The sequence below is a fragment of the Dyella sp. C9 genome, assembly GCF_003332825.1.
Classification (GTDB): domain Bacteria; phylum Pseudomonadota; class Gammaproteobacteria; order Xanthomonadales; family Rhodanobacteraceae; genus Dyella.
Genome location: NZ_QIRF01000009.1, coordinates 49333 through 76125 on the forward strand (window position 1 = coordinate 49333; position 26793 = coordinate 76125).

A 26793-nucleotide genomic window follows, 5' to 3' on the forward strand; every position below is an offset into this window, starting at 1 on the left:
CGCCTGTTGCCCGCCGCCGCGAGGCGCGCATGAACCGCTGCCGCATGGTCGTGGCGCTGGCGATGATCTACATGGTCTTCGCCATCCTGCTCAACAGCGTGGGCACGGTGATCCTGCAATCCATCCACACGTTCGGCGTCGACAAGCCGCAGGCCAGCCTGCTGGAACTGTTCAAGGACCTGCCGATCGCCATCACTTCGTTCCTGGTGGCCTCCTTCCTGCCACGACTGGGCTATCGTCGCGCGATGATGCTGGCCCTGGGCATCGTGGGTTCGGCCTGCGTGCTGATGCCGCTCTACCCCAGTTTCCACACCACCGAGCTGCTGTTCGCTTGCGTCGGCGTGTCGTTTGCGCTCGCCAAGGTATCGGTCTATTCATCGATCGGCCTGCTTACGCGTGACAAGGCCGAGCATGGCCGCCTCACCAACACCATCGAGGGGCTGTTCATGCTGGGCGTGCTGCTCAGCGGCTGGCTGTTCAGCGCCTTCATCAATCACGACGCACCGGCCGATCCGTCCTGGTTCAACGTGTACTGGCTGCTCGCGGCCATGTGTTTTGGCGTGATCGCCCTGCTCGCTACCAGCCGCCTGGACGAATCGGCCGCACATGGCGGCGGGCAGCTGTCGCTGGCCGGCGCCATGCGCCAGATGTATGGCCTGCTGATGCGCACGCTGGTGTACGTGTTCCTGCTGTCGGCCTTCCTCTACGTGCTGATCGAACAGAGCTTCAGCACCTGGCTGCCCACTTTCAACAACGAGATCCTCAAGCTTCCCAACGCCATGAGCATCCAGATGGCGAGCATCCTTGCCGGCGCCACCGCACTGGGGCGCATCGTCGCCGGCCAGCTGCTGCGCCGCATGCCCTGGCATGCGCTGCTCAACCTTTGCGTGGTGGGCATGGGCGCGCTGATCCTGCTGGTGCTGCCGCTGGCGCGCCAGGCCGTGGTGCCCGAGCACGTGGGCTGGCTCAATGCACCGGTGGCGGCGTACCTGATTCCGCTGATCGGCCTGCTGATGGCGCCGATCTATCCGGTGATCAACTCGGTGGCGCTGAGCTCGCTGCCCAAACCCTCGCACGCGGCGATGCCCGGCCTGATCGTGATCTTCTCCGCGCTCGGCGGCACGCTCGGTTCACGCATCACCGCACTGGTGTTCTCCAGCTTCGGCGGCATCCATGCGTTCTACTTCTCGCTGGTTCCGATGTGCCTGGTACTGGTGACGCTGTTCTTCTTCAAGCGCGAGACCGACCGGGCCGGCTTGGCCGAACCGGTCGCAGCCGGCCTGCCCGCGGAGTAAACACGAGCAGGGCACCTGCATCACTGGCAGACCAAGGGAGCTGACATGACTCAAACCCCGCGACCCTCCGGCGCGATGACGCGTCCCGCGCCCCGCCCTTGCCTCATGCGGCTCGGCGCCCTGCTGCTGGCCGGCAGCATCGCCGGCACCGCCGCGGCCGCCACGCCCGACGCCACCAAGACGCGCAGCTACATCGACCACGCCTGGAGCACGCTTACACGGTCCCAGGACGATTGCGCTGCGCTCACCGACACCAAGGTCACCGGCCATCCGGTGCTCTACCTGCCCGCCGACCAGCCGGTGCCGCCCTCGGTGGCCGCCGTGGGCAGGCGCTGCGGCGTAGAGGTGCGGCCATTGCCGCGCACCATCGGCCAGCTTGGCGACATCGACGCCACCACGCTGCCGCAGCAGGGTTTGCTTTACCTGCCACATCCCTACGTGGTGCCCGGCGGGTTCTTCAACGAGATGTATGGCTGGGACAGCTACTTCATCGTGCTCGGCCTGGTCGCCGACCAGCGCACCGCGCTGGCCAGGGACATGGTCGACAATGCCCTGTACGAGGTAGCGCACTACGGCGGCGTACTCAACGCCAACCGCACCTATTACCTGAGCCGCTCACAGCCCCCCTTTCTCACGGCGATGATGACCGCGGTGCTGGACGACCCCGCAGCCTTCGGCTCGGCCGAGGCGCGCCGGCAGTGGCTGGCCGGGGCGTATCCGCTGGCCGTGCGCAACTACGAAATCTGGCTGCGCCCCGAGCACCGCGCGGGCGATACCGGGCTGGCACGCTACTACGACCTGGGCAGTGGCCCGGTGCTGGAAGCCAAGGACAGCGCGTACTACGTCGGCGTGATTCGCTGGCTGCGCGCGCATCCGGCGGAGGACCCCGGCTACCTGCTCAAGGCCTCGCAGCACCCTGACGATGCCGAGGCCGCGCGATTGCAGCAAAGCAGCTGCGACGTGCGCGCTTCGAAGGTGTGCGAGGGTGCGTGGCTCGACGGCTATCGCCTCACCGCCGACTACTACCACGGCGATCGCGCCATGCGCGAATCGGGCTTCGACACCAACGCGCACTTCGGTCCATTCGGTGGCTCCACCCATCACTACGCGGACGTCAGCCTCAACAGCCTGCTGTATCGCTACGAACGTGACCTGCACGACTTCGCCCTGCAGTTGGGCAAGCCCGGTGAAGCCGAGCGCTGGGCCAAGGCGGCCGATGCGCGCAAGGCGGCGATGGACAAGTACCTGTGGCAGGCGCGGGACGGCATGTATCGCGACTACGACTTCGTGGCCGCCAGGCCTTCGCCCTATCCCTATGTCACCACGTACTACCCGCTATGGGCGGGCTCGGCTTCGCCAGAACAGGCCACGGCCCTGCGCAAGGCGCTGCCGGTGTTCGAGCGCAAGGGCGGCCTGAGCATGGACAACCGCGCCGCGGGGGTGCAGTGGGGCGAACCCTTTGGCTGGGCACCGACGAACTGGCTGGCCGTGGCGGGGCTCGACGCCTATGGCTTGCACGACGACGCCCACCGCATCGCGCGCAAGTTCATGGCCACGGTGGACCAGGGGCTGGCCGACGACGGCACCATTCGCGAGAAATACAACATGGTGCTGGGCAATGCCGAGGTCAAAGTCAGCGCCGGCTACAGCGAAAACGTGGTCGGCTTTGGCTGGACCAACGGCGTGTATCTGAAGCTGCAGGCCCTGGTGCAGGGCAGCACCGCGCCAAGCCCGGGGGCCGGGGCCACGGAGCACACGCCATGATCCGGTCCACGCTGCTCGCCAGCCTGCTGCTGGCCTCGCTGGTGCCGATCGCCCGCGCACAGGAGGCCCTGCCCCGCGTCGACGCCGATGGCGGCATCCATACGGCGGCCGGCGTCGTGCCGTTCGCCAGCGGCGCCTCGCCCGAGGCGCAGGCATTCTTTCCCCGAATGCTGGCCGCCGGCAGCAAGGCACCCCCGATCACCGCGCCCATCGAGCAGAGCCGCGCCTTCTACGACCGCCTCAACAACAACCGTGCCGGACGCATGGCCCGACGCTACCCGGTGCACACCCACCACGACACCCTGGCCGGGGTGGGCGTGGACGTGGTCGAGCCCGCCCAGGGCATCGCGTCGCGGAACCGCGACCGGGTGCTGATCAACCTGCACGGCGGCGCCTTCCTGTGGGGAGCCCACAGTGGCGGCCTGGTGGAATCCATCCCGATCGCCAGCCTGGGCCGCATCAAGGTGGTCAGCGTGGACTACCGGCAGGGCCCGGAACACGTGTTCCCCGCGGCCAGCGAGGACGGGGAGGCCGTTTACCGTGAACTGCTCAGGCACTACGCCCCCGGGCACATCGGCATCTACGGCTGCTCTGCCGGGGGCGTGCTGACAGGCGAGGTCGTGGCGCGGCTGGTCCAGCACAAGCTGCCGGTCCCCGGCGCGATCGGCACGTTCTGCGGCTCGCTGGTCGACATGGAGGGCGACTCGGCCTACACGGCCGCCCTGCTCAACGGCAGCCCGCTGCCCACGCAACCCCTGCGCCTGCAGGACCTGCCCTACTTCAAGGGCGTGAGCCCGACCGATCCGCAAGTGTTCCCCGGCCTGTCACCGGCCCTGCTGGCCCACTTTCCCCCCACCCTGCTGATCACCGGCACGCGGGACATGGCCATGAGCGCCGTGGTCCGCAGCCAGACCCTGCTGAGCCAGGCCGGCGTCGATACCGAGCTGCACGTATGGGAAGGCATGTGGCATTCGTTCTTTTCGGACCCCGAACTACCCGAATCGCAGTCGGCCTATGCCGTCATCGTGAAATTCTTCGATAGGCATCTCGGCCAGCCCTGAAGGCATCGGGCCAGACTTTGCCCACCGCAAGAGGGGCGGTTATCCTACACAGGCCTAGATCCCCCTGAGACGACATGAGCCAACAGACCGTCCTGGTCATCGACGACGAACGCGACATCCGCGAACTCCTCACCATTACGCTTGGGCGCATGGACTTGTTGGTCGATGCGGTGGGCACGGTGACGGAAGCACGACGCGCCCTCGCCGAACGGCATTACGATCTCTGCTTCACCGACATGCGCCTGCCCGACGGCACTGGCCATGAAGTGGTCGAGCTGATTGCTGCCGAACATCCGGATACGCCAGTGGCGATGATCACCGCGTACGGCAACGTCGATGCCGCGGTGAACGCCCTCAAGGCAGGCGCCTTCGATTTCGTCTCCAAGCCGGTCGATATCCAGATGCTGCGCCGCCTGGTGCGCACGGCGCTGCGCCTGGCCGAGGAAAAGCGCAGCGGCCACGCCGCCGCCAAGCCCGACGGCAACGAGCGCCTGATCGGCGAATCGCCGGCCATGCAGCAGGTGCGTTCCACCATCGGCAAGCTCGCGCGCAACCAGGCGCCGGTCTACATCGCCGGCGAATCGGGCGTGGGCAAGGAGCTGGTCGCGCGCCTGATCCACGAGCAGGGCCCACGTGCGAGCGGCCCGTTTGTGCCAGTGAACTGCGGCGCCATTCCGTCCGAGCTGATGGAGAGCGAATTCTTCGGCCATCGCAAGGGTAGCTTCACTGGCGCCGTGGGCGACAAGGAAGGCCTGTTCCAGGCCGCCCATGGCGGCACGCTGTTCCTCGACGAGGTGGCCGAACTGCCGCTGCACATGCAAGTGAAGCTGCTGCGCGCGATCCAGGAAAAGGCCGTGCGCCCGATCGGCGCCCGCGAGGAAGTGCCGGTGGACGTGCGCATCCTCTCCGCCACGCACAAGAACCTTGCCGGCCTGGTCGAACAGGGCCAGTTCCGCCAGGACCTGTTCTACCGCATCAACGTGATCGAGCTGCGCGTGCCGCCGCTGCGCGAGCGTCGCGGCGATGTGTCGCTGCTGGCCAACTTCGTGCTCCGCCAGCTCGCCACCAAGAGCGGCGGCGCCACGGGCAAGCTGCTCCCGGCCGCGCTGCAGGCACTGGAGGCCTACGACTTCCCCGGCAACGTGCGCGAACTGGAGAACATCCTCGAACGCGCGATGGCCATGTGCGACGGCGAGCAGATCGACGTGAGCGACCTGATGCTGCCCCAGCGCGCGCCCCGCGCGCAGGAGCCGGTGGCTGTCATGGCCGCGGCCGCCGGCATCCCCGCAGCCGTCCCGGCACCGATCGCCGCGTCGCCCAGCGCCAATGGCGGCCTCGACGACTACATCAGCAACCTCGAGCGCACGGCCATCATCAAGGCGCTGGAAGAGTCGCGCTACAACAAGACCGCGGCAGCCAAGAAGCTTGGCATCACCTTCCGCGCCTTGCGCTACAAGCTCAAGAAGCTGGGCATCGACTGATGCGAAAAGGCCGGACGCGAGTCCGGCCTTTTTGTTGGTGCAGGCAGGCCGCCACGGCCCCGTTCGTCAGCTGCCCTTGCTGAGCAGGTGCAGCATCTGGTCCGGCGTGACGTAACCGCCGAGCATGGTGCCGTCTTCGGCGATGATGGTCGGCGTGCCGGTGATGCCAAGGCGCACGCCCAGCTCGAACTCGTCCTTCACCGGGTTGGTGCAGCTGGCCGACTTCGGCGCATGCCCCAGCTTGGCTGCCGTGAAGGCGGCCTTGCGATCGCTCGCGCACCATACCGACACCATTTCCTTGTAGGTGTCGGTGGTGCGACCGGACTCGTCGGTAACGCCGTCACGCGGCCACGCCACGTACTCGACCGCGATGCCGGCCTTGTTGAAGTCGGCGATGTGCTCATGCAGCGCGCGGCAATAGGCACAGTTGACGTCGGTGAACACGGTGACGCGATAGCGCGGCTTGGCCGGCGAGAACACGATGCGATCGGTCTCCGGCAGCTTGGCCAGTTCGGCCTTGCGGAACGCCGCCCAGCCATCGTCGCTGACGTTCTTCTTGGCGCCCACGTCGATCAGGTCGCCATTGAGCAGGTACTTGCCGTCCGTGCTCACATACACCAGCTGGCCGCCGGTGATGACCTGGTAAAAGCCCGGGAACGGCGCCGGCTTCACCGAGTCGATGCTCGCGTCAGGCGCCAGTGAAAGCACCGCCTTGCGCACCACCGCTTCGGGACCCGGCGTGGCGCTGTCGGGGGCGGCGCAGGCGTTGAGCGAGAGTCCGCCGATGCACAGCGCCAGCAACCATTTCTTCAACATCTGAAACCTCTTCGGCATCCGTTTCCGAGGCTGGAAACGTGGGGACAGGCGTGCATTCTCGCACAGGCGCGTCTAAGGGTTCCGCCAGCATGTTCAGCCGCGCGGATGGTGCTGGGCGTGCAGGCGCTTGAGGCCCTCTTTCGCCACCAGCGTATAAATCTGCGTCGTACTGAGTGCACTGTGGCCCAGCAACATCTGCAGGGCCCGCAGGTCGGCGCCATGGTTGAGCAGGTGGGTGGCAAACGAGTGGCGCAGCACGTGCGGTGAAATGCGCTTGGCCACGATGCCCACGCCGAGCGCGTAGCGCTTCACCAGGGTCCAGAACATCTGCCGCGTCATGCCTTCGCCGCGGTTGCTGAGGAACAGCGCCACGGGCTGGCGCCCCTTGGCCAGCACCGGGCGGGCCGTGGCGAGATACGCCTCGACACGTTCGGTGGCCACTTCGCCAATCGGCACCAGTCGGTCCTTGCCACCCTTGCCGGTGACACGCACCACGCCCTGGCGCAGGTTGAGCGAGGCCAGCGGCAACTCCACCAGCTCGGACACGCGCAGGCCCGAGGCATACATCAGCTCCAGCATGGCGCGATCACGCAGACCCAGCGTGGTGGTCAGGTCAGGGGCGTCCAGCAGGCCCTCGATCTCACGCTCGGCCAGCGCCTTGGGCAGGCTGCGCGGCGTCTTGGGACGCTCGATCAGCAAGGTGGGATCGTCGAAGCCCGGCTCGCTGCGCGCCAGGAAGGCGTAGTAGCGCCGGAACGCCGACTGGCGCCGGGCCAGCGAGCGAACCGCCACCGGCTGGCTGCCGTGATAGGCGGACAGGTGCTGGCGCTGGGCGGTGCGCAGGCTCAGCCCCTGCCCCGCCAGCCAGCGCGCCAGCGCCTCCAGGTCCTGGCGATAGGCCTGCAAGGTGCGGTCGGCGAGTCCATCCTCGGACCACACCCGCTCGACGAAGGCGTCGATGCTGCGGCGGTCCGCTTCGGTGATACTTGAAGTCTGTTCCTGCATGGACGCGATGCTCGCCGCCCGGCCACGTCGTGTGCAAGCGCTTCCACCGATTGATGGCCTGCGACGTGACGAACACCGATTCCGCCAACGTGAACTGTCCCCTGTGGCGCCGCCTGCTTGCCCTGCTGTACGACCTGCTGGCGGTACTGGCCATCGTGATGGTGGTGGGCTACGCATGCCAACGCATGACCGGCGGCCATCTGATCACCACCGATGCCCACGCCCACATCGCCTGGTGGTACCAGCCACTGCAGGCGCTGGTGGTGTCGGCCTACTTCGTGGTGTCGTGGATGCGTGGCGGCCAGACGCTGGGCATGCGCCCCTGGCGAATCCGCCTCACCGCGCGCGATGGTGGCCCGCTGCGCCTGTCGCAGGCCCTGCTTCGGCTGGCCGTGGCGGCCCTGCCCCTGTTGCTGCTCGGACTTACCCCGTGGATCGGCCCGCGCGCGGCCGCGTGGGCCGTGGTGGCCGCTTGGACGGCATGGTTCGGCCTGGCAGCCATCGATCCCTTGCGCCGAGCTGTCCAGGATGTGATCGCGCGCACTGAAATTCGTAAGCTGGGCTGAACTTCACATTCGCATAAGCCTCGCCCGGGCCACACTCCGCCCATGCCGACGCTCGCCCTTCCGGAAAGGACGGCCGCCGAACTGAAGCGGATCAACCGCGATTTCTACGAGTCGCTATGGTCTGGTTCGGAACTGGTCGATCCCCGCCGATTCAACACGTGGCCGATGGTGCGCGACCTGGCCATGGCGTTGCCGCGCCGGTTGGAAATTGCCCCAGGGCTGCGTCCTCGCCTCCCCCTGGACGGCACGTACTTCATCGACATGAGCCGCGCCGCACTCGCTGGCCTTCGCGCGGCCGGCGCAAGCGCCGCCTACGGCACGATCAGCGCCCTGCCCTGTCCCGACGACAGCTTCGACCTGATCTGCGCGCTGGACATCGTGGAGCACGTGGCGGACGACGACCGGGCCCTGCGCGAGCTGTCGCGCGTCGCCGCACCCGAGGCGCGACTGCTGCTGTCGGTGCCATTGCACCCCGAGGCCTGGACCGCGTTCGACGACTTCGTTGGGCACTATCGCCGCTATCCACCCGAGCAGATCGCCGCCCGGCTGGCCGCCAACGGCTGGACCATCGAACGCAGCGCCGTCTACGGCATGCAGCCCTCGTCGCGCACCCTGCTGAGCCTGGGCCAGTGGTATCTCACCAACCAGCGCGACCGCGCGCTGTGGTGGTACAACCGCGTGGTGATGCCGCTGGGACTGCGCCTGCAAAAGCCGTTGCACTGGTATGCCGGACTGGGCCCCACTGAGGGTGTGGATGAAATCATCCTGCTTTGCCGGCGCCTGTAAGCAACTGATTCAACAGGCCTGAGATCCATGCGGCATTGCAGCACGCCTGCGCCAAACCGGGTAAGATGCGACCTTCTGACGCCTCCGGTTGCACCGCATGCTTTACCAGATCCATGAGTGGCAACGCGCCATCCTCGGCCCGTTGAGCCACTACGCCGAAGCCAGCGCGAAGATGTTCAGCGACCTCACCAGCCCGCTGTCTCACCTGCCGGGGGCGCCGCGGCTGGCGGCCGGCTATGAGCTGCTGCACCGACTGGGCAAGGAATACGAGAAGCCCGCCTTCAACCTGCCCCAGGTCACCGCCCATGGCGAGGAAATCGCCGTGATCGAGCGGGTGGTGCTGGACAAGCCGTTCTGCCAGCTCAAGCGGTTCAAGCGCTTCAGCGACGATCCGGTGATCATCGAGAAGCTCAAGAACGATCCGGTGGTGCTGGTGGTGGCGCCGCTGTCGGGCCATCACGCGACCCTGCTGCGCGACACGGTGCGCACGTTGCTGCACGACCACAAGGTGTACATCACCGACTGGGTCGACGCGCGCATGGTGCCGGCCAGCGAAGGCCCGTTCCATCTGGACGACTACGTCGCCTACATCCAGGAATTTATCCGGCACATCGGCGCCGAACGCCTGCACGTGATCTCGGTGTGCCAGCCCACCGTGCCGGTACTGGCCGCCGTGTCGCTGATGGCCGCGCGCGGCGAGCGCACCCCGCTCAGCATGACCATGATGGGTGGCCCGATCGAACCGCGCAGCAACCCCACCGGCGTCAACAACCTGGCGACCACGCGCCCGCTGAGCTGGTTCAAGGGCAACGTGATCCACACCGTGCCGCCGAACTATCCCGGCAGCGGCCGCGAGGTGTATCCCGGCTTCCTGCAACACGCGGGCTTCATCGCTATGAACCCGGGCCGCCACGTGAACTCGCACTGGGACTTCTACGAAAACCTGCTGCGCGGCGACCAGGACGACGCCGAGGCGCACCGCAAGTTCTACGACGAATACAACGCCGTGCTGGACATGCCGGCCGAGTACTACCTGGACACCATCTCCACCGTGTTCCAGCAATTCCTGCTGCCGCGCGGCCTGTGGGACGTGGCGGGCGAACGGGTGAAGCCCGAGGCCATCACCGACACCGCGCTGTTCACCGTCGAGGGCGAACTGGACGACATCGCCGGCCTGGGCCAGACCGAAGCCGCCCATGACCTGTGCAGCGGCATCCCAGCCGACCATCGCGCCCATCGCGTGGTCGAGGGCGCGGGCCACTACGGCATCTTCAGCGGCCGCCGCTGGCGGCAGACGGTGTACCCGCAGGTGCGCGACTTCATCCGCAAGTTCGACACGCAGAAGGCCTAACCGGCACGCAGCAGCGTGCCCATGCAGGAGTGCACCCTGTGCGCCATGGACCGGGGCGAACGGCCGTCGCGTACAGGGGGCGCGGCTGCAGCGCCTCCCATGGCCGTTGCCAGGCAAGAGGCCGTTAGCGCCTGGCAAAGAATCCCTTGAACGCCTCGATCACGCGCGCGACGCCATCGTCGTTCACGTCCAGGTGCGTCACCAACCGCAGCGTGGGCAGATAACCGATGCTGATGCGCACGCCTGCCGCGCGCAAATGGACGTCCAGATCACGCAGCCGATCGGCTGGCACGTCGATGAACACCATGTTGGTGTAGTGGCCCAACAGCTTCACGCCGGAAATGCCGGAAAGCCCCATCGCCAGCGTCGCCGCACGGGAATGGTCGTCGGCCAGGCGCGCCACGTGGTGATCCAGCGCGTACTGTCCCGCCGCCGCAAGCATGCCGGCCTGGCGCCAGCCGCCACCGGCCACCTTGCGCCAGCGGCGCGCCTTGTCGACCAGCGCGGCCGAGCCCACCAACACCGAACCTACCGGCGCACCCAGGCCCTTGGACAGGCACACCGACACGCTGTCGAAATGCCGGGCGATCTCGCGCGCCGGCACACCGCTGGCCACTGCTGCGTTGTAGAGACGGGCGCCGTCCAGGTGCAGGCCCAGCCCACGCTCGCTGGCGAAGTCGCGCGCCGCCTTGAGATAGTCCAGCGGCAGCACGCGCCCGTGCCATGTGTTTTCCAGCGCCAGCAGGCGCGTGCGGGCGAAATGCGGATCCACCGGCTTGATCGCCGCCGCCACCTTGTCCAGTGGCAGGCTGCCGTCGGCCTCTTGCGGGATGGGCTGGGGCTGGATGGAGCCGAGCACTGCCGCGCCGCCGCCCTCGAACTTGTAGGTATGGGCGTCGGCACCGACCAGGTATTCGTCGCCACGCTCGCAATGCGACATCAGCGCGAGCAGGTTCGACTGCGTGCCGGTGGGCACGAACAGCGCGGCCTCGAAACCCAGGTCATCGGCCACGCGGCGCTGCAGGGCATTGACCGTGGGATCCTCGCCGTAGACATCGTCGCCTACCGGGGCATCCAGCATGGCGGCGCGCATGGCCGGGGTGGGACGGGTGACGGTATCGCTGCGCAGGTCGATGGGTTCCACGGTGTTCGCTCGCTGGAAGAACAAAGACCCAGCTTGATCGCTGGGCGCCGCCGGGGCAAGCCTCCATGCACTGCACGACGACATGGGCATCGGCTAGCCTCTGTCGCAGGGCTGGCCGTCGAGACGGCCGCGCGCCATGAGGGCCACGGCATGTCGTTCCTGCGTCTGTACCTGCGCGTCATCGGGCTGCTCGCCCCCGAGCGGAAGCTGGCCATCACGCTGGCGCTGGCCAATCTCGCGCTGGCCGGCGTGTTTTTCCTGGAACCGGTGCTGTTCGGCAAGGTGGTGGACGCACTGGCCGGCAACGGTGGCGCGGCGCCACGCCTGATCGCCCTATGGGCCGGCGTGGGCTTTGCCGGCGTGCTGGCCAACGTGTGGGTATCGCTGCATGCCGATCGCCTTGCGCATCGCCGGCGCCTGGCGGCCATCGCACTGTTCTTCGAACATGCCGCGTCCATGCCGCTGTCGTTCCACGGCGAGTACCACACGGGACGCCTGTCGCGCATCATGAACGTGGGCGTGAGCAACCTGTTCAACCTGTGGCTGAGCTTCTTCCGCGAGCACCTGGCCACGTTGCTGTCGATCATCGTGATGGTGCCGGTGGCGCTGTGGCTGAACTGGAAGCTGGCGCTGCTGATGATCGCCTTGCTGGTGTGCTTCTCGGTATTCAACGCGATCGCCGTGCAACGCACGCACAAGGCCCAGGGCGAAGTGGAGGAACTGCACCACGAGATCGCCACCCGCGCCGGCGACGTGTTCGGCAATGTCACCGTGGTGCAGAGCTTCACGCGACTGGCGGCCGAGTCACGCGCGCTGCGCGAGCTGATGTCGCGCACGCTCAATGCACAGTATCCCGTGCTGCGCGGCTGGGCGATCCTGTCCGTGCTCAACCGCGCGGCCAGCACGCTGACCATCGTGGCGATCTTTGCGGTGGGCGCTGCGCTGCACGCACGCGGCGAAATCAGTGTCGGCGGCATCGTCAGTTTCGTGGGCTTCTCGATGCTGCTGATCGGGCGACTGGAACAATTCGCCACCTTCCTCTCCAACCTGTTCTTCCAGTCGCAGTCGCTACGTGATTTCTTCACGGTGCTGGACCGCACCTCGGAGATCGCGGATAAACCCGGCGCGATGGTCCTGCCGCGCGTGCGCGGCGAGGTGGTGTTCGACCATGTGAGCTTCGGCTACGACCCGGTGCAGCCCGCGCTGCACGACCTGAGCTTTCGCGCCGCACCCGGCAGCACCATCGCGCTGGTCGGCCCGACCGGTGCCGGCAAGAGCACCGCCCTCAGCCTGCTCTATCGCGCCTACGACCCGAGTGCGGGCCGCGTGACCATCGATGGCCACGACGTGCGTGACGTGACGCTGGAATCACTGCGGCAGAACATCGGCGTGGTGTTCCAGGACGCGGGCATGTTCTACCGCTCGATCCTGGACAACCTGCGCGTGGGCAACCCGGCGGCCGACGATGCCGCCATCGCGTCTGCGGTAGCCGCGGCCGAGGCGGCCACCTTCATCGCGCGCAAACCCGAAGGCCTGGAGACCATGGTGGCCGAACGCGGCCGCTCCCTCTCCGGCGGTGAGCGCCAGCGCCTCGCGATTGCCCGCGCCATGCTCAAGGATGCTCCGATACTCATCCTGGACGAAGCCACCAGCGCACTGGACAACGCCACCGAGGCACGCATCCAGCGCGCGCTGGACCGGCTGACCATCGACCGCACCACCTTCGTCATCGCGCACCGTCTTTCCACCGTGCGCGATGCCGACCTCATCCTGGTGCTGGACCAGGGGCGACTGGTGGAACAGGGCCGCTTCCACGAACTGCTCGCCCGCGGCGGCCTGTTCGCGCGCCTGGCCGAGGAAGGAAAGTTCGTGGCCGATGCGCAGGCCCCGACGGCGTGATGAAGCGATGGCTGCGTTGGTACGCGGCGGCTTGATGATGCCCGCCCCACTCATCGCCTGACGGCACGGGTAACGCCACCGCGAGCACCCGCCCCTCACCCCAACCCTCTCCCCGGAGGGGCGAGGGAGTGAAGAGCACGCCGCTCCCAGGCCTCAAGTGTTCAGCGCCACGCCGCGCTGCGGTGTAGCCACAGTCCTCGGGATAGTACCCAGCCGAGCCGGCTGGCACCGTTCAACAGGCTCATATCCATCGTATTGCTGCCTGCTCTTGAAGCCAGTCCCCCTGGGATCTTTGGCCCAGCACGGAAAAGTGGCTTGGCATCCCACGAGGATTAGCTTTGCGTCGCCGGCAGGACGTCGAAACGTCCGGCACGCTGGCGGTACGGCAGCAAAAGGCGGTCGCGCACAGGGTGCGCTCCTACAGCGTAAGTGAAGGCCCTCTCCCATCCGGGAGAGGGCCAACCGCTAGCCGTGCTTGCGGAAATACAGCCAGGCGATCAGCGCCAGCACCAGCGCCGGCAACAGGTTCGCCAGCAGCGGCGGCACGCCGTAAACGGTGCCGAAGTTCACCATCGCCTTCTGCAGGAAGTACCAGCCGATCGCCAGCAGCATGCCGATGAACATGCGTTTGCCCAGGCCACCCGAGCGCAGCGTGCCGAACGAGAACGGCATGGCGCACAACACCAGCACCAGCACGTTCAGCGGGTACAGCGCGCGGGTCCAGAACGCCGAGGCGTACACGCCCGGGTTCTGCCCGTTCTGCTCCAGGTACGCGATGTTGCGGCGCAGGTCGCGCATCGGCAGGTACTGCGGCTGGATCACCGACTGCTCCAGCACCTGCGGGTTGAGGCGGGAATCCCAGCGCTTGGTATCGGTGGTGATCGAATGCGTGCCCGCATCGTCGAGCGTGGTGCTGCGCACCTTGCTCATCACCCACTGGCGTCCATCATGCTCGGCCGTCTGCGCCCAGTCGAAGCGGCTCACCTGGCCGTCGGGCGTGAGCGTGAACACGCGCACATCGTGCAGCTGCACGGTGCTGTGGGTGCCGGTGTGCTTGGCCGTCCAGCCCTTGGCGTTGATGACCAGGTTGCCGTCGCGCGCCCACAGGCCCGAGGCACCGCCGAGGCCCACGTTGTTGGACTTCAGGCGCAACTGCATGGCCTGGGCCTGCTGGTCGCCCCACGGTGCCGCGGTTTCGCCCAGGATCACCACGCCCACGATCAGGATCGCCACCACGCCCACCGCCGATGCGGCGATGCGCAGCTTGGACAGGCCGCAGGCGCGTAGTGCAGTCAGCTCGTTGGTGGCGGCCAGGCCGCCCAGGCCGAGCAGGCCGCCGATCAGCGCGGCATTGCCGAACATCTCGTAGAGGCGGCGCGGGAAGGTCACCAGCACGTAGACCACGGCATTGGTGACGGTATAGCCGTTCTTGCCGACATTGCCGAGCTGGCGCAGGAACTGGAACACCGCATCGAGGCCGGTGATGACCAGCCACACCATGAGCATGGCGCCCAGCACGGTGGTGCCGACCAGCCAGTCGACGCGACGGATGCGCAACGAGGCCATCATGCGTCCGCCTTGCGCGGTTTGCGCTCTGCATACTGGTTCTGGAACATCCGGACGGCCACCGCGAACACGAGGAAGGTCACGATCCACATGGGGAACGAATGGTGCCAGTGGCCCTTGATGATCTGGCCGCGGCAGATCGCCAGCAGCAGGTAGTAGAAGTAGAAGCTCAGCACGGCCAGGAACAGGCGGCCGAAGCGCGGCTCACGCGGACTCTGGCGCGACAGCGGCAAGGCCAGCGCCAGCAGCACGACGGTCATGAACGGGGAAATCGTGCGCCAGGCGAACTCGGCGCGCGTATCCGGGTTGTCCGTTTTCAGCAGCTGGGCCAGGGTCAGCGAGTGCGCGGGATCCTCCTCGTCGTCCTCGTCGGACTGGATGCTGTCCAGCGAGGCATCGTTGCGCTCGTACTTCATGCGGCGCCAGTTGTCCGCACCGAGCGGGATGTCGTACTGCCAGCCGTCCCAGATCGCCAGGTAGCGGCCGCTGCCATCGGTTTCCTGGTACAGCTGGCCGTGCTTGCCGGTGACCAGCTTGAGGTGCGGCACGTTGTCGTGGCCGGTGCGCTCGGTGGCGATGAAGGTATTGCCCAGCGTGCTGCCGTCGCGGCTGAGCTCATCCACGAAGATGATGCCGCCCTTGCCCGGCAGTTCGGTAAAGCGGCCGGCATCGAGGCCCGCGGCGATCACCGAGCGGTTGGCCGCCGCCACCAACTGGTCGGAGGTGCGGGCCGCCCACGGGCCCAACCACAGCGACACCACGCCCACCAGGATGGCCACGCCCAGGGCAAGCAGGGACACCGGGCGCAGCAGGCCGGAGGCACCCATGCCGGACGAGGCCAGCACGTGCATCTCGCTTTCGCGGTACATGCGGCCCAGCGCCTGCAGCACACCCAGGAAGGCCGCCAGCGGGACCAGGGTCGACAGGCCGTCGAGCATGTTCAGGCCCAGCACCTGGAACATCACGCTGGCCGGGAAACTGCCGTTGGCCACCTGCTGCAGCACGTGCGCAAACGAGGTGCCGGCCATGATGGCCAGCAGCACGATGGCGGTGGCGGCTACGGTCTGTGCCAGCTCACGCAGGAAATAACGATCGAGGATGCTCAGAACAGGTCCTCACGCACGCAAGAGCCCGCACGGCGAGTAAGCGCGCGGAGCGAGAAACAACGGTGAAGTGTACGGTCTAACACCCCGCTCATGGGGACAGTTTCTCGACATGCGATAAGATGAAGGGCTTGGCGCCGCCCTTTTTGGGGCCGGCAAACCCCAAGTCTAGCCTGTCCGGACCTTTCCGGACCTTTCCGCAGGACATGTTCATGACTCTCCAGTTCAGCCTTGGCTCCGCCGCTCCCGAAACCGCCGAGACCCCCTGCGTGGTGGTCGGCGTCTATGAGAACGGGGTGCTCACCAGCGCCGCCGCCCGCGTGGACACCGCCGCGCACGGCGCCATCAAGCGCCAGGTGGAGAGCGGCGACATCACCGGCAAGGCCGGCACCACCGCGCTGCTGTTCGGCCCGGAGGGCGTCGCCGCCAAGCGCGTGCTGGTGGTGGGACTGGGAACGCAGAAGACCTTTGATGGTGCACGCTACCAGAAGGTGGCCCTCGAAGCGGCCCGCGCCCTGGGCCGCCTGCCGATCGACAGCGCGGTGTCCTACCTGACCGAAGTGGATGTCCCCGGCCATGACCAGGCCTGGCGCGTGCGCACCGCGGCCCTGGCCGCCGACTACGCCGCCTACCGCTACACCGCCACCTTCAAGCCGCGTGAAAAGGCCGCCCAGCCCGAGCTGGCCCACGTCACCTTTGCCGCCGGCGACGACGCCCAGGCCGCCCTGGCCCAGGCCGCGGCCATCGCCGAAGGCGTGCGTTTTGCCCGAGAGCTGGCCAACCTGCCGCCGAACATCTGCAACCCGGCCTACATCGCCGCGCAGGCCGAGCAGTTCGCCGACGCGAACGACAAGGTGAGCTGCAGCGTGCTCGACCACGAGAAGATGGGCGAGCTGGGCTTCGGCTCGCTGCTGGCCGTGGGCCGCGGCTCGGCCAACAAGCCCAAGCTGGTGGTGCTGGAGTACAAGGGCGGCGCCGAGGGCGACAAGCCCTACGCCTTTGTCGGCAAGGGCATCACCTTCGACACCGGCGGCATCAGCCTCAAGCCCGGCCCCGGCATGGAAGAAATGAAGTTCGACATGGGCGGCGCCGCCGGCGTGCTCGGCAGCTTCGTGGCCACGGTGAAGCTGGGCCTGCCGGTGAACCTGGTGTGCGTGGTCCCGGCCGTCGAAAACATGCCCGACGGCGACAGCTACCGCCCGAGCGACGTGCTGACCAGTTTGTCCGGCCTCACCATCGAGGTGCTCAACACTGACGCCGAAGGCCGCCTGATCCTGTGCGATGCGCTGACCTACACCGCGCAGACGTTCCAGCCGAAGGTGTTGATCGACGCCGCCACCCTGACCGGTGCCTGCGTGATCGCGCTGGGCAAGCACGCCAGCGGCCTGATGAGCAAGCACGACGACCTGGCTGCCGAACTGATCGCCGCCGGCGAACAGACGCTGGACCGCGCGTGGCGCCTGCCGCTGTGGGACGACTACCAGGTGCAGCTGGAATCGGGTTTTGCCGACGTGGCCAACATCGGCGGCAAGAACGCCGGTGCCATCACGGCTGGCTGCTTCCTGGCGCGCTTCACCGAGGGCCAGCGCTGGGCGCACCTGGACATCGCCGGCACCGCGTGGGACGAAGGCCGCAAGGGCCTGGCGACCGGTCGCCCGGTGCCGCTGCTGGTGCAGTGGCTGATCGACCGCGCTGCGTAACCACACGGCGCGTCATCCCCCAGCCGTCGTTCCGGCGCTGGCCGGAATCCGCTGAAACGGTGGGCTTTTGCGATACAGCCAGGCAGCATGGCCATCCATCGCGAAAACCCTATGCTTCCGTCACCGGATTCCGGCCAACGCAATGACGAGAACAGAAAGGCCCCTGCCATGCCTCGTGCCGACTTTTACCTGATCGACAAGCCGCGTTTCCGCGAGCAGCCACTGCTGCTGGTGTGCGAGCTGGCCAAGCGCGCCTTTGCCGCGCAACAGCCCACGCTGGTGCTGGCGCGCGATTTCGCGCAGGCCGAGGCCATCGAGGAGCTGCTGTGGGATTTCGATCCCGACGGTTTCGTCACCCACCAGCTGGCGGGCGACGACGACGACCAGCACACCGCGGTGCTGATCGTGCCGCCCGGCATCGACACGCCGGACCGCCCCATGGTGATCAACCTGCGCGAAGACTGCGCGCCCGGCCAGTACGAGCGCGTGCTGGAAGTGGTCGCCGCCGATCCCGACGAACGCACCGGCTCGCGCACGCGCTGGGCCGAATACAAGCGCCGCGGTTTCGACGTCAACAAGTTCGACATGTAACCCAGCCCCTGTGCTGGAGCAATCTGCGGCACGATGAAACCCCGACAGCGCGGCCGTGCACGGGATGCGCGGCTACAGCTGGGGCTCCAGTAGCGGCGGTGCCAGCTGCGCGTTGATCGCATCCAGCAACTGCTCGCCGCTCAGCGGCTTGCGCAGGAATCCATCCATGCCGGATTCGCGCGCCCGTGCCTCCTCGTCGCCGCCCGAGCGCGCCGTGATGGCGATGATCGGCACGCGGCTGCCGACCTCCTCGCGCTGGCGCACCAGTCGCGCGATCTGGAAACCGTCGATGCCAGGCAGGTCCAGGTCGAGCAGGATCACATCGCATGGGGCCTGTGCCAGCTCGGCCAACGCGGCCAGTCCGTTGCCGACGTAACGCACCTCATGGCCAGCGCGTTCAAGCAAGCCGCGGATCACCGCCGCCACGATGGCATCGTCTTCCACCAGCAACACATGCAATCTGCGTGTGATGACATCGCCCGCGCGCACTGCCACGACGGCCGGAGGCTCCTGCGCCACGGTCAGCGGCAGGCGCACGTGGAAGCTGCTGCCGAACGCCACGCGCGATTCCAGTTCGATGCTGCCGCCCATCATCGCCACCAGCTCGCGGCAGATCGCCAGGCCCAAGCCGCTGCCTGAGCGTCGTTGCGGACCGGTGGCCTGCTCGAATCGCTGGAACAGGCGCGCCTGGCTGGCTTCGGGAATGCCCGGGCCGGTATCGATGATGCTGAAGCGCAGGCCATCGTCGGTACGCTGCGCACACAGCGTCACGCTGCCGCGCTCGGTGAACTTCAACGCGTTGTTGGCGAGATTGAGCAGCACCTGCTTGATGCGCACGGCGTCGCCGATCATGCGATGCGGCAGGTCTGGCGCCAGCTCCACGTTGAAACGAAGCCCCTTGGCACGCGCCTGCCCCAGCTCCAGCTGAGCGACGTCGTTGACCAGCGAACACGGATCGAACGGTGCGTACTCGAGCTCCAGCCTGCCCGCCTCGATGCGGGCGAGGTCCAGTGCGTCGTTGAGCAGCTTGAGCAGCATCCCGCCGGATCGCTGCATGGCCTCGGCGTAGTCGCGCTGGATGTCACTGAGCGGCGTGCTCAACAGCAGTTCGGCCATGCCCAACACGCCAGTCATCGGCGTGCGGATCTCATGACTCAGCGTGGCGAGGAACTGGGTCTTGGCCGCGCTGGCCTGCTCGGCAAGGCGGCTGCGCTGTTCCGCCAGCTGGATCTGGTGGCGCTGGGCCAGGCGCCGGCGCCAGGCCTGCAGTCCCAGCCACACCAACAGCGCCGCCAGCAACACATAACCACACCAGGCCCACCAGCGCGCCCACGGTGGCGCCTGCACGTGGATCTGCAGCGGCTGCGCCAGATGCGCCCAGGTGCCATCGGCACCCGCGCCCATCACGTCCAGCGTGTAGTCACCCGTGCCCAGGCCAGCAAACTCGCGGTCGCCGCGGCCGCCGTTGTCCACCCAGGCCGTGTCCAGCCCATCCAGGCGGAAGCGATAGCGATTGGCGGCGGGGTCGACGTAGGAGAACACCCTGGACTCGACGTCCAGCCCGGTGTCCTTCCAGCCGAGGAACAGCTCGCCCGACGCAGGCACCGGCACCTCCTCGATGCTGCCGTTGCGACGCACGCTCACGCGGGTGATCGCGACCTGCGGCGGGCTGACCTGCTCGTTGATACCGTCGGGGTTGAAGCCCATCACGCCACCCAGCGTAGGCGCATAGATGGTGCCGTCATGGGTGCGGCCAAAGCCGCGCAGGAATTCGCCGTTGCTGAGGCCATCCTGCAGCCCCAGTTCGCGGAAGCGCTCACTGGCCGGATCGAAACGCCACAGGCCATCGCGACCGAAGATCCACACGCGGTGACGCCGGTCCACCGCCAGGTCCACCACATTCACCGACGGCCAGCCATGCGCGGCATCGACCTTGCGATCCAGTACCAGGGTGTCCGCCAGGTACCGGTAATGCTCCAGGCCATCCGGCCGCGCCAGCCACAGGCCATCCTCGGCGAAGTCGAATGCGTCGACCGCCTGGTCGCCCTTCACGCCCGGCACCGGTTCGAAATGGTCGAAGTTACGACTCAGGCGCATCAGGCCGTCATCGCTGGCGTAATAGAACGTGCCGTCCTTGAGCGTGAGCTGGCTGCCCCAGCGCGCCTTTTCATCGCTCGGCAAGAACGGCACCGGCGTCACCGACAAGGTGTCCTGGTCGATCCGGAACAGCCCCTCGCCGAAGGTGCGTGCGTACAGCTTGTCGTCCGGACCCAGCTCCACTTCGAGCGGATGCTTCATGACCTGCGCCGCCGGATCCACCTGGTCCAGCTTGCCGTTGGTGCCGTAGCGGAACAGTGCGCCCTGCACGGTGATCCACAGGCGACCTTGCTTGTCCTCGGTCATGCCGAGCACGTCGCCACGCAGGCCCGACAGTACGTGCTCGACCTCTCCCGTGGTCGGCCACAGGCGGTCCACGCGACCCTTGCGCTCACCGACCCAGATGCTGCCGCCACTGCCACGCGCCACAGCGTAGGCCACCGAGTCGCGCAGGCTGCCTTCATCATCGGGCACATGAGTGAAGCGGCTGACGTTGTTCCAGCCCGGCGCCAGATAAGCCACGCCACCATCGAACAGCGCGATCCACAAGCCTCCCTCGTTGTCGGCCTGGATCTGCCATACCCAGGTGCCCGGCAGGTTGCCGTACAGCACCGGCTGGTCCGCCACCGGACTGATCGGCTTGCCCGGGCCGTCCTGGAAAAACAGTCCCCGCTGGGTGCCGACCCACAGGCGCCCGGCGCGGTCGAACACCGAACTGAGCACATTGATCTCGGGCAGCTGCCCACGCCCGACCGGGCGGGCGATGTCGTCGGTACCGACCGCGTACAGGCCATGCGTCGATGCCACCCGCACCTGGCCACCGCCACCCTCGATGCGCCAGGCGTCGAGTACCTGCCCGGGCGTCTCGGTGCGGATCGGATGGAAATGGCCGGCCTCGTCGCGCCGAAAAATGCCGTTGTCACTGCCCACCCACAGCTGGCCCTGCTCATCCACGAACAGCGAACCCACCGTGCCCAGCGCAGCGGGATCCTTGCCGGTCACCTCGATATGGTCGAAGCCGCGCCCGTCCTGGCGCATGCGGTCCAGGCCCGCCGCGGTACCCACCCAGATCACGCCATCACCGGTGTGCGCAATCGACCAGGCCTTGTCGCTGCTCAGGCTGGTGGGATCATTCGGATCGTGTCCCCAGTGGCGGAAGCTGTTGGAACGTTCGTCGTAGCGGTTGAGCCCGGCCTCCAGGCCGGCCGCCCACAGGCGACCGCCGCGATCGAACATCAAGGCCGAGATGCCATTGTTGAACAGTGACTGTGGATCGCCGGCGACGTGGCGGAACACCTTGAACGCCACGCCGTCATAACGTGCGATGCCGCTCTTGGTACCGAACCACATGGCGCCATCCGGCGCCTGCACCACCGTGTACACGCTGCTGCTGGGCAGTCCTTCGGCCGTGCCGAAACGACGAAACTGCGGCGTCGGCAGGGCAGCCGTGGTCGTCGCTGCCACCGGTGGAGGCAGTGCCGCGGGCGCCTGAAGGCTGGCAAACAGGAAAGCGCTGAGCAGCAAGGACGGCAGCATGGTCTCCCCCAAGACGCAAGATCATGCCAGAGCCAGGCCCGCAGAACGAGCACGACCACGCCCATGACCCGTGCCACCGCTGCGGCACAATCGCCATCAACGACCGGTGAAGGCATCTTCGGGAAACAATCCGTTCCTGCTCCGGCCGCTGGCGCCACCCGGGCGGATCATCCAGACTTGCGACCCATGTCCACGTCACGCCTCACAAGCCGGCTTCTGTTTGCGATGGCGGCCGTGCTGCCCGTGACGGCAGTGCGTGCGGCAGCGGACAACTACCGCTTCGATACCACGCACAGCCAGATCGTCTTCAGCATCGACCACAACGGTTTTTCGCGGCCGTTCGGACGCCTGCACATCGCGCAGGGCTGGCTGCATTTCGACCCAGCCGACTGGAGCCAGTCAGCCACTGAACTGGACATCGACCTCACCAGCCTGGACATGGGCGACGCGGAGTGGAACGCAGCCGTGCTCAAGCCGGCCTTCCTCGACGCGCAGGCATCGCGCTACGCGCATTTCGCCAGCACCTCGGTGGAGCGCAGGGACGACACGCACGGCGTGCTGCACGGCAACCTCACCCTGCGCGGCGTGACTCGGCCGGTGTCGCTGGACTTCACCTTCAATCGCCGTGGCTCGACCATCTACGGCATGCATACGGTGGCCGGCTTTTCTGCCAACACCCTGCTCAACCGCGACGATTTCGGCATCACCTCCAACGCCAGCTCGATCGGCCACAGCGTCAGCGTGTGGCTCGAGCTGGAAGCGATCCAAGACGACAAAGCCCAATCGAACAAGGAGTCTCCATGAGCCTGCGCAGCAACGACCGCCAGTGGGGATCGGTCGCGAAGTTCTTTCACTGGATCATGGCCCTGGCCATCATCGGCAACGGCATCTTCGGCCTGATGATGGACCTGGCCAGCTCGCCCATGCAGAAGATCAACTGGCTGGCGCTGCACAAGTCGATCGGCCTCACCGTGCTCGCGCTGTTCGTGCTGCGCCTGCTGTGGCGCGCGGTGGACAAGCGCCCCCGCGAAGAGCCCGCACCGCGCTGGCAGCAGCTGGCCGCGCATGTGGTGCACGGCATGCTTTACCTGCTGATTCTCGCGCTGCCGCTCAGCGGCTGGTGGTTCAACTCCATCACCGGCAAGCCGCTGCAGTTCTTCAAGCTGTTCAACCTGCCCGCGCTCAGCGCGGCCAATCCCGACCTGCGCCACTTCTCGCACGAGCTGCACGAATACCTGTACTGGATCCTCCTGCTGGTGCTGATTCCCCACGTCGGCGGCGCGCTCAAGCACCACCTGTTCGACCGCGACAACGTGCTACGTCGCATGCTGCCGTTCGGCCGTGCCCGTTCCGGCTCCGTTCCCCAAGGAGAACACTGATGAATCGCCTTACCCTCCTGCGCTTCACCCCGCTGCTGCTCGCGCTGGCATTGCCCGGCCTGGCCAGCGCCGCCGACTATGCCGTGCAGCCCGGTGCCAGCAAGCTGGGTTTCACCAGCAGCTTCCAGGGCCAGTCCTTCGACGGTACGTTCGGTTCGTGGACGGCAGCCATCAGCTATGACGCCGCCAAGCTCGCCAGCTCCAAGTTCGACGTGGAAGTGGACCTGGCCAGCGCCAAGACCGGCGACAGCGACCGCGACGGCGCGCTGCCGGGCGCGGATTTCTTCAATGTGGCGAAATTCCCCAAGGCCCATTTCGTCACCACCGGCTTCCGCCAGAACGGCGCGCAGGTGATCGCCGACGGCAACCTTACCCTGCGCGGCGTGACCAAGCCAGTGAGCCTCAATGTCACCTTCAAGCCGCAGGGCAATGGCGCCACGCTCGACGTGACCGGCAGCGTGAAGCGCCTGGACTTCGGCGTGGGCGGCGGCGAATACGCCGATACCTCGGTGATCGGCGCCGACGTGAAGGTCACCGCCCACCTGGTTCTTACCGCCAAGTAGGCATATAGGAGCGCACCTTGTGCGCGATCGCGCGACCGGGTCCCGGGCCGGTCGCGCACAAGGTGCGCTCCTACAGAGTCTCTGCCAGAAACTGGCGCACCGCGGCCGCATCGAACGGCCAGTCGATCTCCCGGCCGTCCTGGCTGTCGCGCAGCACCGGCACGCGCGTCCCGTAGCGGACTTCCAGCGCGGCGTCGTCATCCACCCACAGGCTGTCGAAATCGGGCGCCCGGGCCTCGGCCATGACGGCCAGCGCCTGGTCGCACAGGTGGCAGTAGTCGCGTTGGAACAGCACAAATCGCATCGGCATGGCCGCCGAACCATACGCGATCGCCCCCTTGGCCGGCGAGCCCAGGCTGCCGCCCTGCCCGCCCCAACCCTTCTCGCCAGGGCATCGCGCCATCTCGCCGCACGTTAAATAACTGGAAAGAACAAATGATAATTACTATCATTTGCATGCTTGCCGCGACAGCGATTGCTGGGCGCGGCCCCGATTTCCAATAAAAACTTGTCCAAGGCTCCCCCCGATGCACCACCCAGCTCCGTCTTCGCGCCTGCGCCGCCAGGCGTATCGCGGCCTCGCCGTTGCACTCGCCCTCGCCCTCGCCACGCCGGCCATCCAGGCGCAACAGGTCCCGACGGCCAGCCAGCAGGCGCACCGTTACGACATCCCGGCAGGCTCTCTGGCCCAGGCGCTGGCCGCCTACACCACGCAGAGCGGCGTGGCGGTAGATCACGGCAGCCTGTCGCTGGAAGGCAAGCACAGCAACGGCCTCAAGGGCAGCCATGGTGACGCGGAGGCGCTGGACGCCCTGCTCGCCGGCAGCGGCGTGGCGGCCGTGGCCCAGGGCAATGGCGGCTACCGGCTGGTGGCCGGCAACGGCCCCTCGGGCGTGAAGAACCTGGAAGGCGTGCAGACCACGGCCAACGTGGTGGGCGACGGCGATTCCTACACCACCCGCTCCACCTCCAGCGCCACGCGCCTGCCGATGTCGCTGCGCGAGACGCCGCAGTCGGTGAGCGTGGTGACGCGCCAGCAGATGAACGACTTCGGCCTCAACAACATCAATGCCGTGCTGGACACCACCACCGGCGTGAATGTGGAGCGCGTGGAGACCGACCGCACCTACTACACCTCGCGCGGCTTCGACGTCACCAACTTCCTCGTCGACGGCATCGGCATGCCGTTCTGGACCGGCAACCAGCAGGGCGACCTCGACACTGCGGTGTACGAGCGCGTGGAAGTGCTGCGCGGCGCCAACGGTCTGCTCTCGTTCACCGGCAACCCGTCGGCCACCATCAACTTCGTGCGCAAGATGCCCACCGATGACTACCAGGGCAGCGTCGGCGTCACCGTCGGCAGCTGGGACGACCGCCGCGTCGACCTGGACCTGTCCGGCCCGCTCAACGACTCGCACAGCGTGCGTGGCCGCCTGGTGGTGGCCGACCAGGATACCGACAGCTACCTGGACCGCTACAACCTGCGCAAGCAGGTGGTGGACGGCGTGATCCAGGCCGACCTGACCTCCTCGACCGAACTGACCGCCGGCGTCACCTACCAGAAGGACAAGTCGCACGGCGGCATGTGGGGCGCGCTGCCGCTCTACTACACCGACGGCACGCCGACCGACTACAGCCGCTCCACCAGCACCTCGGCGGACTGGTCGTACTGGAACACCGCCGACACGCGCAGCTTCGTGCAGCTCAACCAGCAGTTGGGCAACGACTGGAGCATCAAGGGCGAGCTCGACTACCGCCGCGTCACCCAGGACAGCAACCTGTTCTACGTGTCCGGCACGCCCGATCCGGCCACCGGCCTGGGCCTGTACCCCTTCCCATCCGCCTACACCAGCAACGAGAAGCAGTACGTCGCCGACGTGTACGCCAGTGGCCCGTTCTCGCTGGCCGGCCGTACCCACCAGTTGGTGATCGGCGCCAATTGGGCCAAGGATGACGTGCGCCAGCTGTCCAGCTACGGCCAGGTCAACGGCACGGAACTGCCGTCGCCGCTCAACGACTGGACCGGCGACTATCCGGAACCGCCGTTCGACGCCTCCTACGGCAGCGGCGTGACCTCGACCAAGCGCAAGGCGCTGTACGCCACCGCGCGCTGGAGCCTGGCCGATCCGCTGACCCTGATCACCGGTGCCAGCACCGTGCACATCGAGCAGGACGGCGTGAGCTACGGCGTGCCCAGCAGCTTCGACAAGACCGAAACCACGCCGTTCGTGGGCCTGGTGTACGACTTCGCCAGGAACTACTCGGCCTACGCCAGCTACACCAAGCTGTTCAACCCGCAGACGCAGACCGACATCAACAACAAGATCCTCGATCCGGTCACCGGTGCGAACATCGAGCTGGGCGTGAAGGGCGAGTGGTACGACGGCCGCCTGAATGCCTCGTTCGCGCTGTTCCGCTCGCGTCAGGATGGCCTGGCCGAATATGCCGGCCACAGCCTGGTGACCAACCAGGACTACTACACCGGCATCGACGCCACCTCGAAGGGCTACGAGTTCGACGTGAGCGGCCAGATCACCGACAACTGGCAGGTGAGCGGCGGCTGGACCCAGCTGGGCATCGTCGATCCGCAGGGCAACAACGTGCGCACCTATGTGCCGCGCCGCATGTTCCGCCTCAACACCACCTACCGCATCGCCGCGCTGCCGGGCCTGCGCGTGGGCGGCACGTTGCGCTGGCAGGATCGCATCTACCTCGACCAGGATGCGGTCTCCACCAGCGGCAACGAGATCTACACCTACCAGGGTTCGTATGCGGTGCTCGGCCTGATGGCCGGCTACGACTTCGGCCAGCACTGGAGCACCACGCTCAACCTGGACAACGTAACCAACCGCAAGTACATCGCGAGCCTGTACTGGCAGCAGGGCTTCTACGCCGCGCCGCGCAGCTACATGTTGAACGTGAGGTACTCGTTCTGAGGCAACACCGGCCGGCATGACGGGCGAAGGCTTCGCCCTGTCATGCCGGCCGCCTGCGATGCCGTGGCCACGGCCTGGCAGGGGCGAAACGGCGAAACGGCCTTCATCCCTACCTTGGCGTTGCCTGCGCATGCACCATACGGCGGCGCACCGT

21 protein-coding genes are annotated in these 26793 nt (G+C 67.1%); 14 read left to right on the forward strand and 7 right to left on the reverse strand.

The annotated features are described in order from the left end of the window. The first annotated feature begins 29 nt into the window (after positions 1-29). The 4 genes from DVU99_RS12085 (at position 30) to DVU99_RS12100 (ending at position 5601) form a co-directional block, all read left to right on the forward strand. Entirely contained in the window at positions 30-1295 is a 1266-nt protein-coding gene (locus tag DVU99_RS12085) for a sugar MFS transporter (protein ID WP_232823581.1), read from the forward strand. A gap of 45 nt (positions 1296-1340) precedes the next feature. Further along, positions 1341-3059, forward strand: coding sequence for a trehalase family glycosidase (locus DVU99_RS12090; protein WP_232823582.1), 1719 nt, complete (start codon positions 1341-1343; stop codon positions 3057-3059). Then, a complete protein-coding gene (locus DVU99_RS12095; protein ID WP_114240472.1) occupies positions 3056-4120 on the forward strand; it encodes an alpha/beta hydrolase in 1065 nt (354 codons plus the stop codon). Before DVU99_RS12090 ends, DVU99_RS12095 begins: the two co-directional genes overlap by 4 nt. Positions 4121-4194: 74 nt before the next feature. Next, complete coding sequence (locus DVU99_RS12100) at positions 4195-5601, forward strand: sigma-54 dependent transcriptional regulator (protein WP_114240473.1); 1407 nt, start codon at positions 4195-4197, stop codon at positions 5599-5601. A gap of 66 nt (positions 5602-5667) precedes the next feature. Here DVU99_RS12100 and DVU99_RS12105 read toward each other — a convergent pair whose 3' ends face one another. Together DVU99_RS12105 and xerD are read right to left on the reverse strand one after the other, a co-directional pair. Then, complete coding sequence (locus tag DVU99_RS12105; protein ID WP_198670298.1) at positions 5668-6414, reverse strand: DsbC family protein; 747 nt, start codon at positions 6412-6414, stop codon at positions 5668-5670. Positions 6415-6510: 96 nt separating this feature from the next. Further along, the gene (xerD, locus tag DVU99_RS12110) at positions 6511-7422 is read right to left on the reverse strand and encodes a site-specific tyrosine recombinase XerD (protein WP_114240474.1); all 912 of its coding nucleotides are present in this window, start codon (positions 7420-7422) and stop codon (positions 6511-6513) included. A gap of 65 nt (positions 7423-7487) precedes the next feature. On the opposite strand from xerD, the gene DVU99_RS12115 reads away from it, so the two are divergent. From DVU99_RS12115 to DVU99_RS12125, 3 genes are all read left to right on the forward strand, one after another. Further along, positions 7488-7988: an RDD family protein gene (locus DVU99_RS12115; protein WP_343126326.1), complete on the forward strand. Its 501-nt coding sequence runs from the start codon at positions 7488-7490 to the stop codon at positions 7986-7988. Positions 7989-8030: 42 nt separating this feature from the next. Next, positions 8031-8774: a methyltransferase domain-containing protein gene (locus DVU99_RS12120; RefSeq protein ID WP_114240475.1), complete on the forward strand. Its 744-nt coding sequence runs from the start codon at positions 8031-8033 to the stop codon at positions 8772-8774. A gap of 97 nt (positions 8775-8871) precedes the next feature. Beyond that, on the forward strand, positions 8872-10125 hold the full coding sequence (locus DVU99_RS12125; RefSeq protein WP_114240476.1) for a polyhydroxyalkanoate depolymerase: 1254 nt from the start codon (positions 8872-8874) through the stop codon (positions 10123-10125). Between the two features lie 124 nt (positions 10126-10249). Here DVU99_RS12125 and ltaE read toward each other — a convergent pair whose 3' ends face one another. Next, positions 10250-11269, reverse strand: coding sequence for a low-specificity L-threonine aldolase (gene ltaE / locus DVU99_RS12130; protein ID WP_114240551.1), 1020 nt, complete (start codon positions 11267-11269; stop codon positions 10250-10252). A gap of 150 nt (positions 11270-11419) precedes the next feature. On the opposite strand from ltaE, the gene DVU99_RS12135 reads away from it, so the two are divergent. Continuing rightward, a complete protein-coding gene (locus DVU99_RS12135) occupies positions 11420-13168 on the forward strand; it encodes a glucan ABC transporter ATP-binding protein/ permease (protein ID WP_114240477.1) in 1749 nt (582 codons plus the stop codon). Between the two features lie 465 nt (positions 13169-13633). Here the strand turns inward: DVU99_RS12135 and lptG are convergent, their stop codons facing one another. Together lptG and lptF are read right to left on the reverse strand one after the other, a co-directional pair. Beyond that, positions 13634-14734: an LPS export ABC transporter permease LptG gene (lptG, locus tag DVU99_RS12140; RefSeq protein WP_114240552.1), complete on the reverse strand. Its 1101-nt coding sequence runs from the start codon at positions 14732-14734 to the stop codon at positions 13634-13636. Continuing rightward, positions 14734-15834, reverse strand: a complete 1101-nt coding sequence (gene lptF / locus DVU99_RS12145) for an LPS export ABC transporter permease LptF (RefSeq protein WP_232823588.1) — start codon at positions 15832-15834, stop codon at positions 14734-14736. The genes lptG and lptF overlap by 1 nt, the downstream gene beginning before the upstream one ends. Positions 15835-16049: 215 nt before the next feature. Between lptF and DVU99_RS12150 the strand changes: the two genes are divergently transcribed. Next, positions 16050-17537, forward strand: coding sequence for a leucyl aminopeptidase (locus DVU99_RS12150; RefSeq protein ID WP_114240553.1), 1488 nt, complete (start codon positions 16050-16052; stop codon positions 17535-17537). 168 nt (positions 17538-17705) lie between these two features. Continuing rightward, positions 17706-18128 carry a DNA polymerase III subunit chi gene (locus tag DVU99_RS12155; protein WP_114240479.1) on the forward strand — a complete coding sequence of 141 codons (423 nt, stop codon included), beginning with the start codon at positions 17706-17708 and terminating at the stop codon, positions 18126-18128. Positions 18129-18200: 72 nt separating this feature from the next. Here the strand turns inward: DVU99_RS12155 and DVU99_RS12160 are convergent, their stop codons facing one another. Continuing rightward, the gene (locus tag DVU99_RS12160) at positions 18201-21761 is read right to left on the reverse strand and encodes a hybrid sensor histidine kinase/response regulator (protein ID WP_114240480.1); all 3561 of its coding nucleotides are present in this window, start codon (positions 21759-21761) and stop codon (positions 18201-18203) included. Positions 21762-22004: 243 nt separating this feature from the next. Between DVU99_RS12160 and DVU99_RS12165 the strand changes: the two genes are divergently transcribed. The 3 genes from DVU99_RS12165 to DVU99_RS12175 are packed head-to-tail and all read left to right on the forward strand — an operon-like array spanning position 22005 to position 23703. Beyond that, positions 22005-22565 (forward strand): YceI family protein, encoded by a 561-nt coding sequence (locus tag DVU99_RS12165; RefSeq protein ID WP_343126327.1) that lies wholly within the window; start codon positions 22005-22007, stop codon positions 22563-22565. After that, positions 22562-23140, forward strand: a complete 579-nt coding sequence (locus DVU99_RS12170; RefSeq protein ID WP_114240482.1) for a cytochrome b — start codon at positions 22562-22564, stop codon at positions 23138-23140. The genes DVU99_RS12165 and DVU99_RS12170 overlap by 4 nt, the downstream gene beginning before the upstream one ends. Beyond that, positions 23140-23703, forward strand: coding sequence for a YceI family protein (locus tag DVU99_RS12175; protein ID WP_198670294.1), 564 nt, complete (start codon positions 23140-23142; stop codon positions 23701-23703). The genes DVU99_RS12170 and DVU99_RS12175 overlap by 1 nt, the downstream gene beginning before the upstream one ends. 70 nt (positions 23704-23773) lie before the next feature. Here the strand turns inward: DVU99_RS12175 and DVU99_RS12180 are convergent, their stop codons facing one another. Beyond that, complete coding sequence (locus tag DVU99_RS12180; protein WP_114240555.1) at positions 23774-24013, reverse strand: glutaredoxin family protein; 240 nt, start codon at positions 24011-24013, stop codon at positions 23774-23776. A gap of 217 nt (positions 24014-24230) precedes the next feature. On the opposite strand from DVU99_RS12180, the gene DVU99_RS12185 reads away from it, so the two are divergent. Further along, positions 24231-26639, forward strand: a complete 2409-nt coding sequence (locus DVU99_RS12185; RefSeq protein ID WP_114240483.1) for a TonB-dependent siderophore receptor — start codon at positions 24231-24233, stop codon at positions 26637-26639. Positions 26640-26793: the final 154 nt, after the last annotated feature.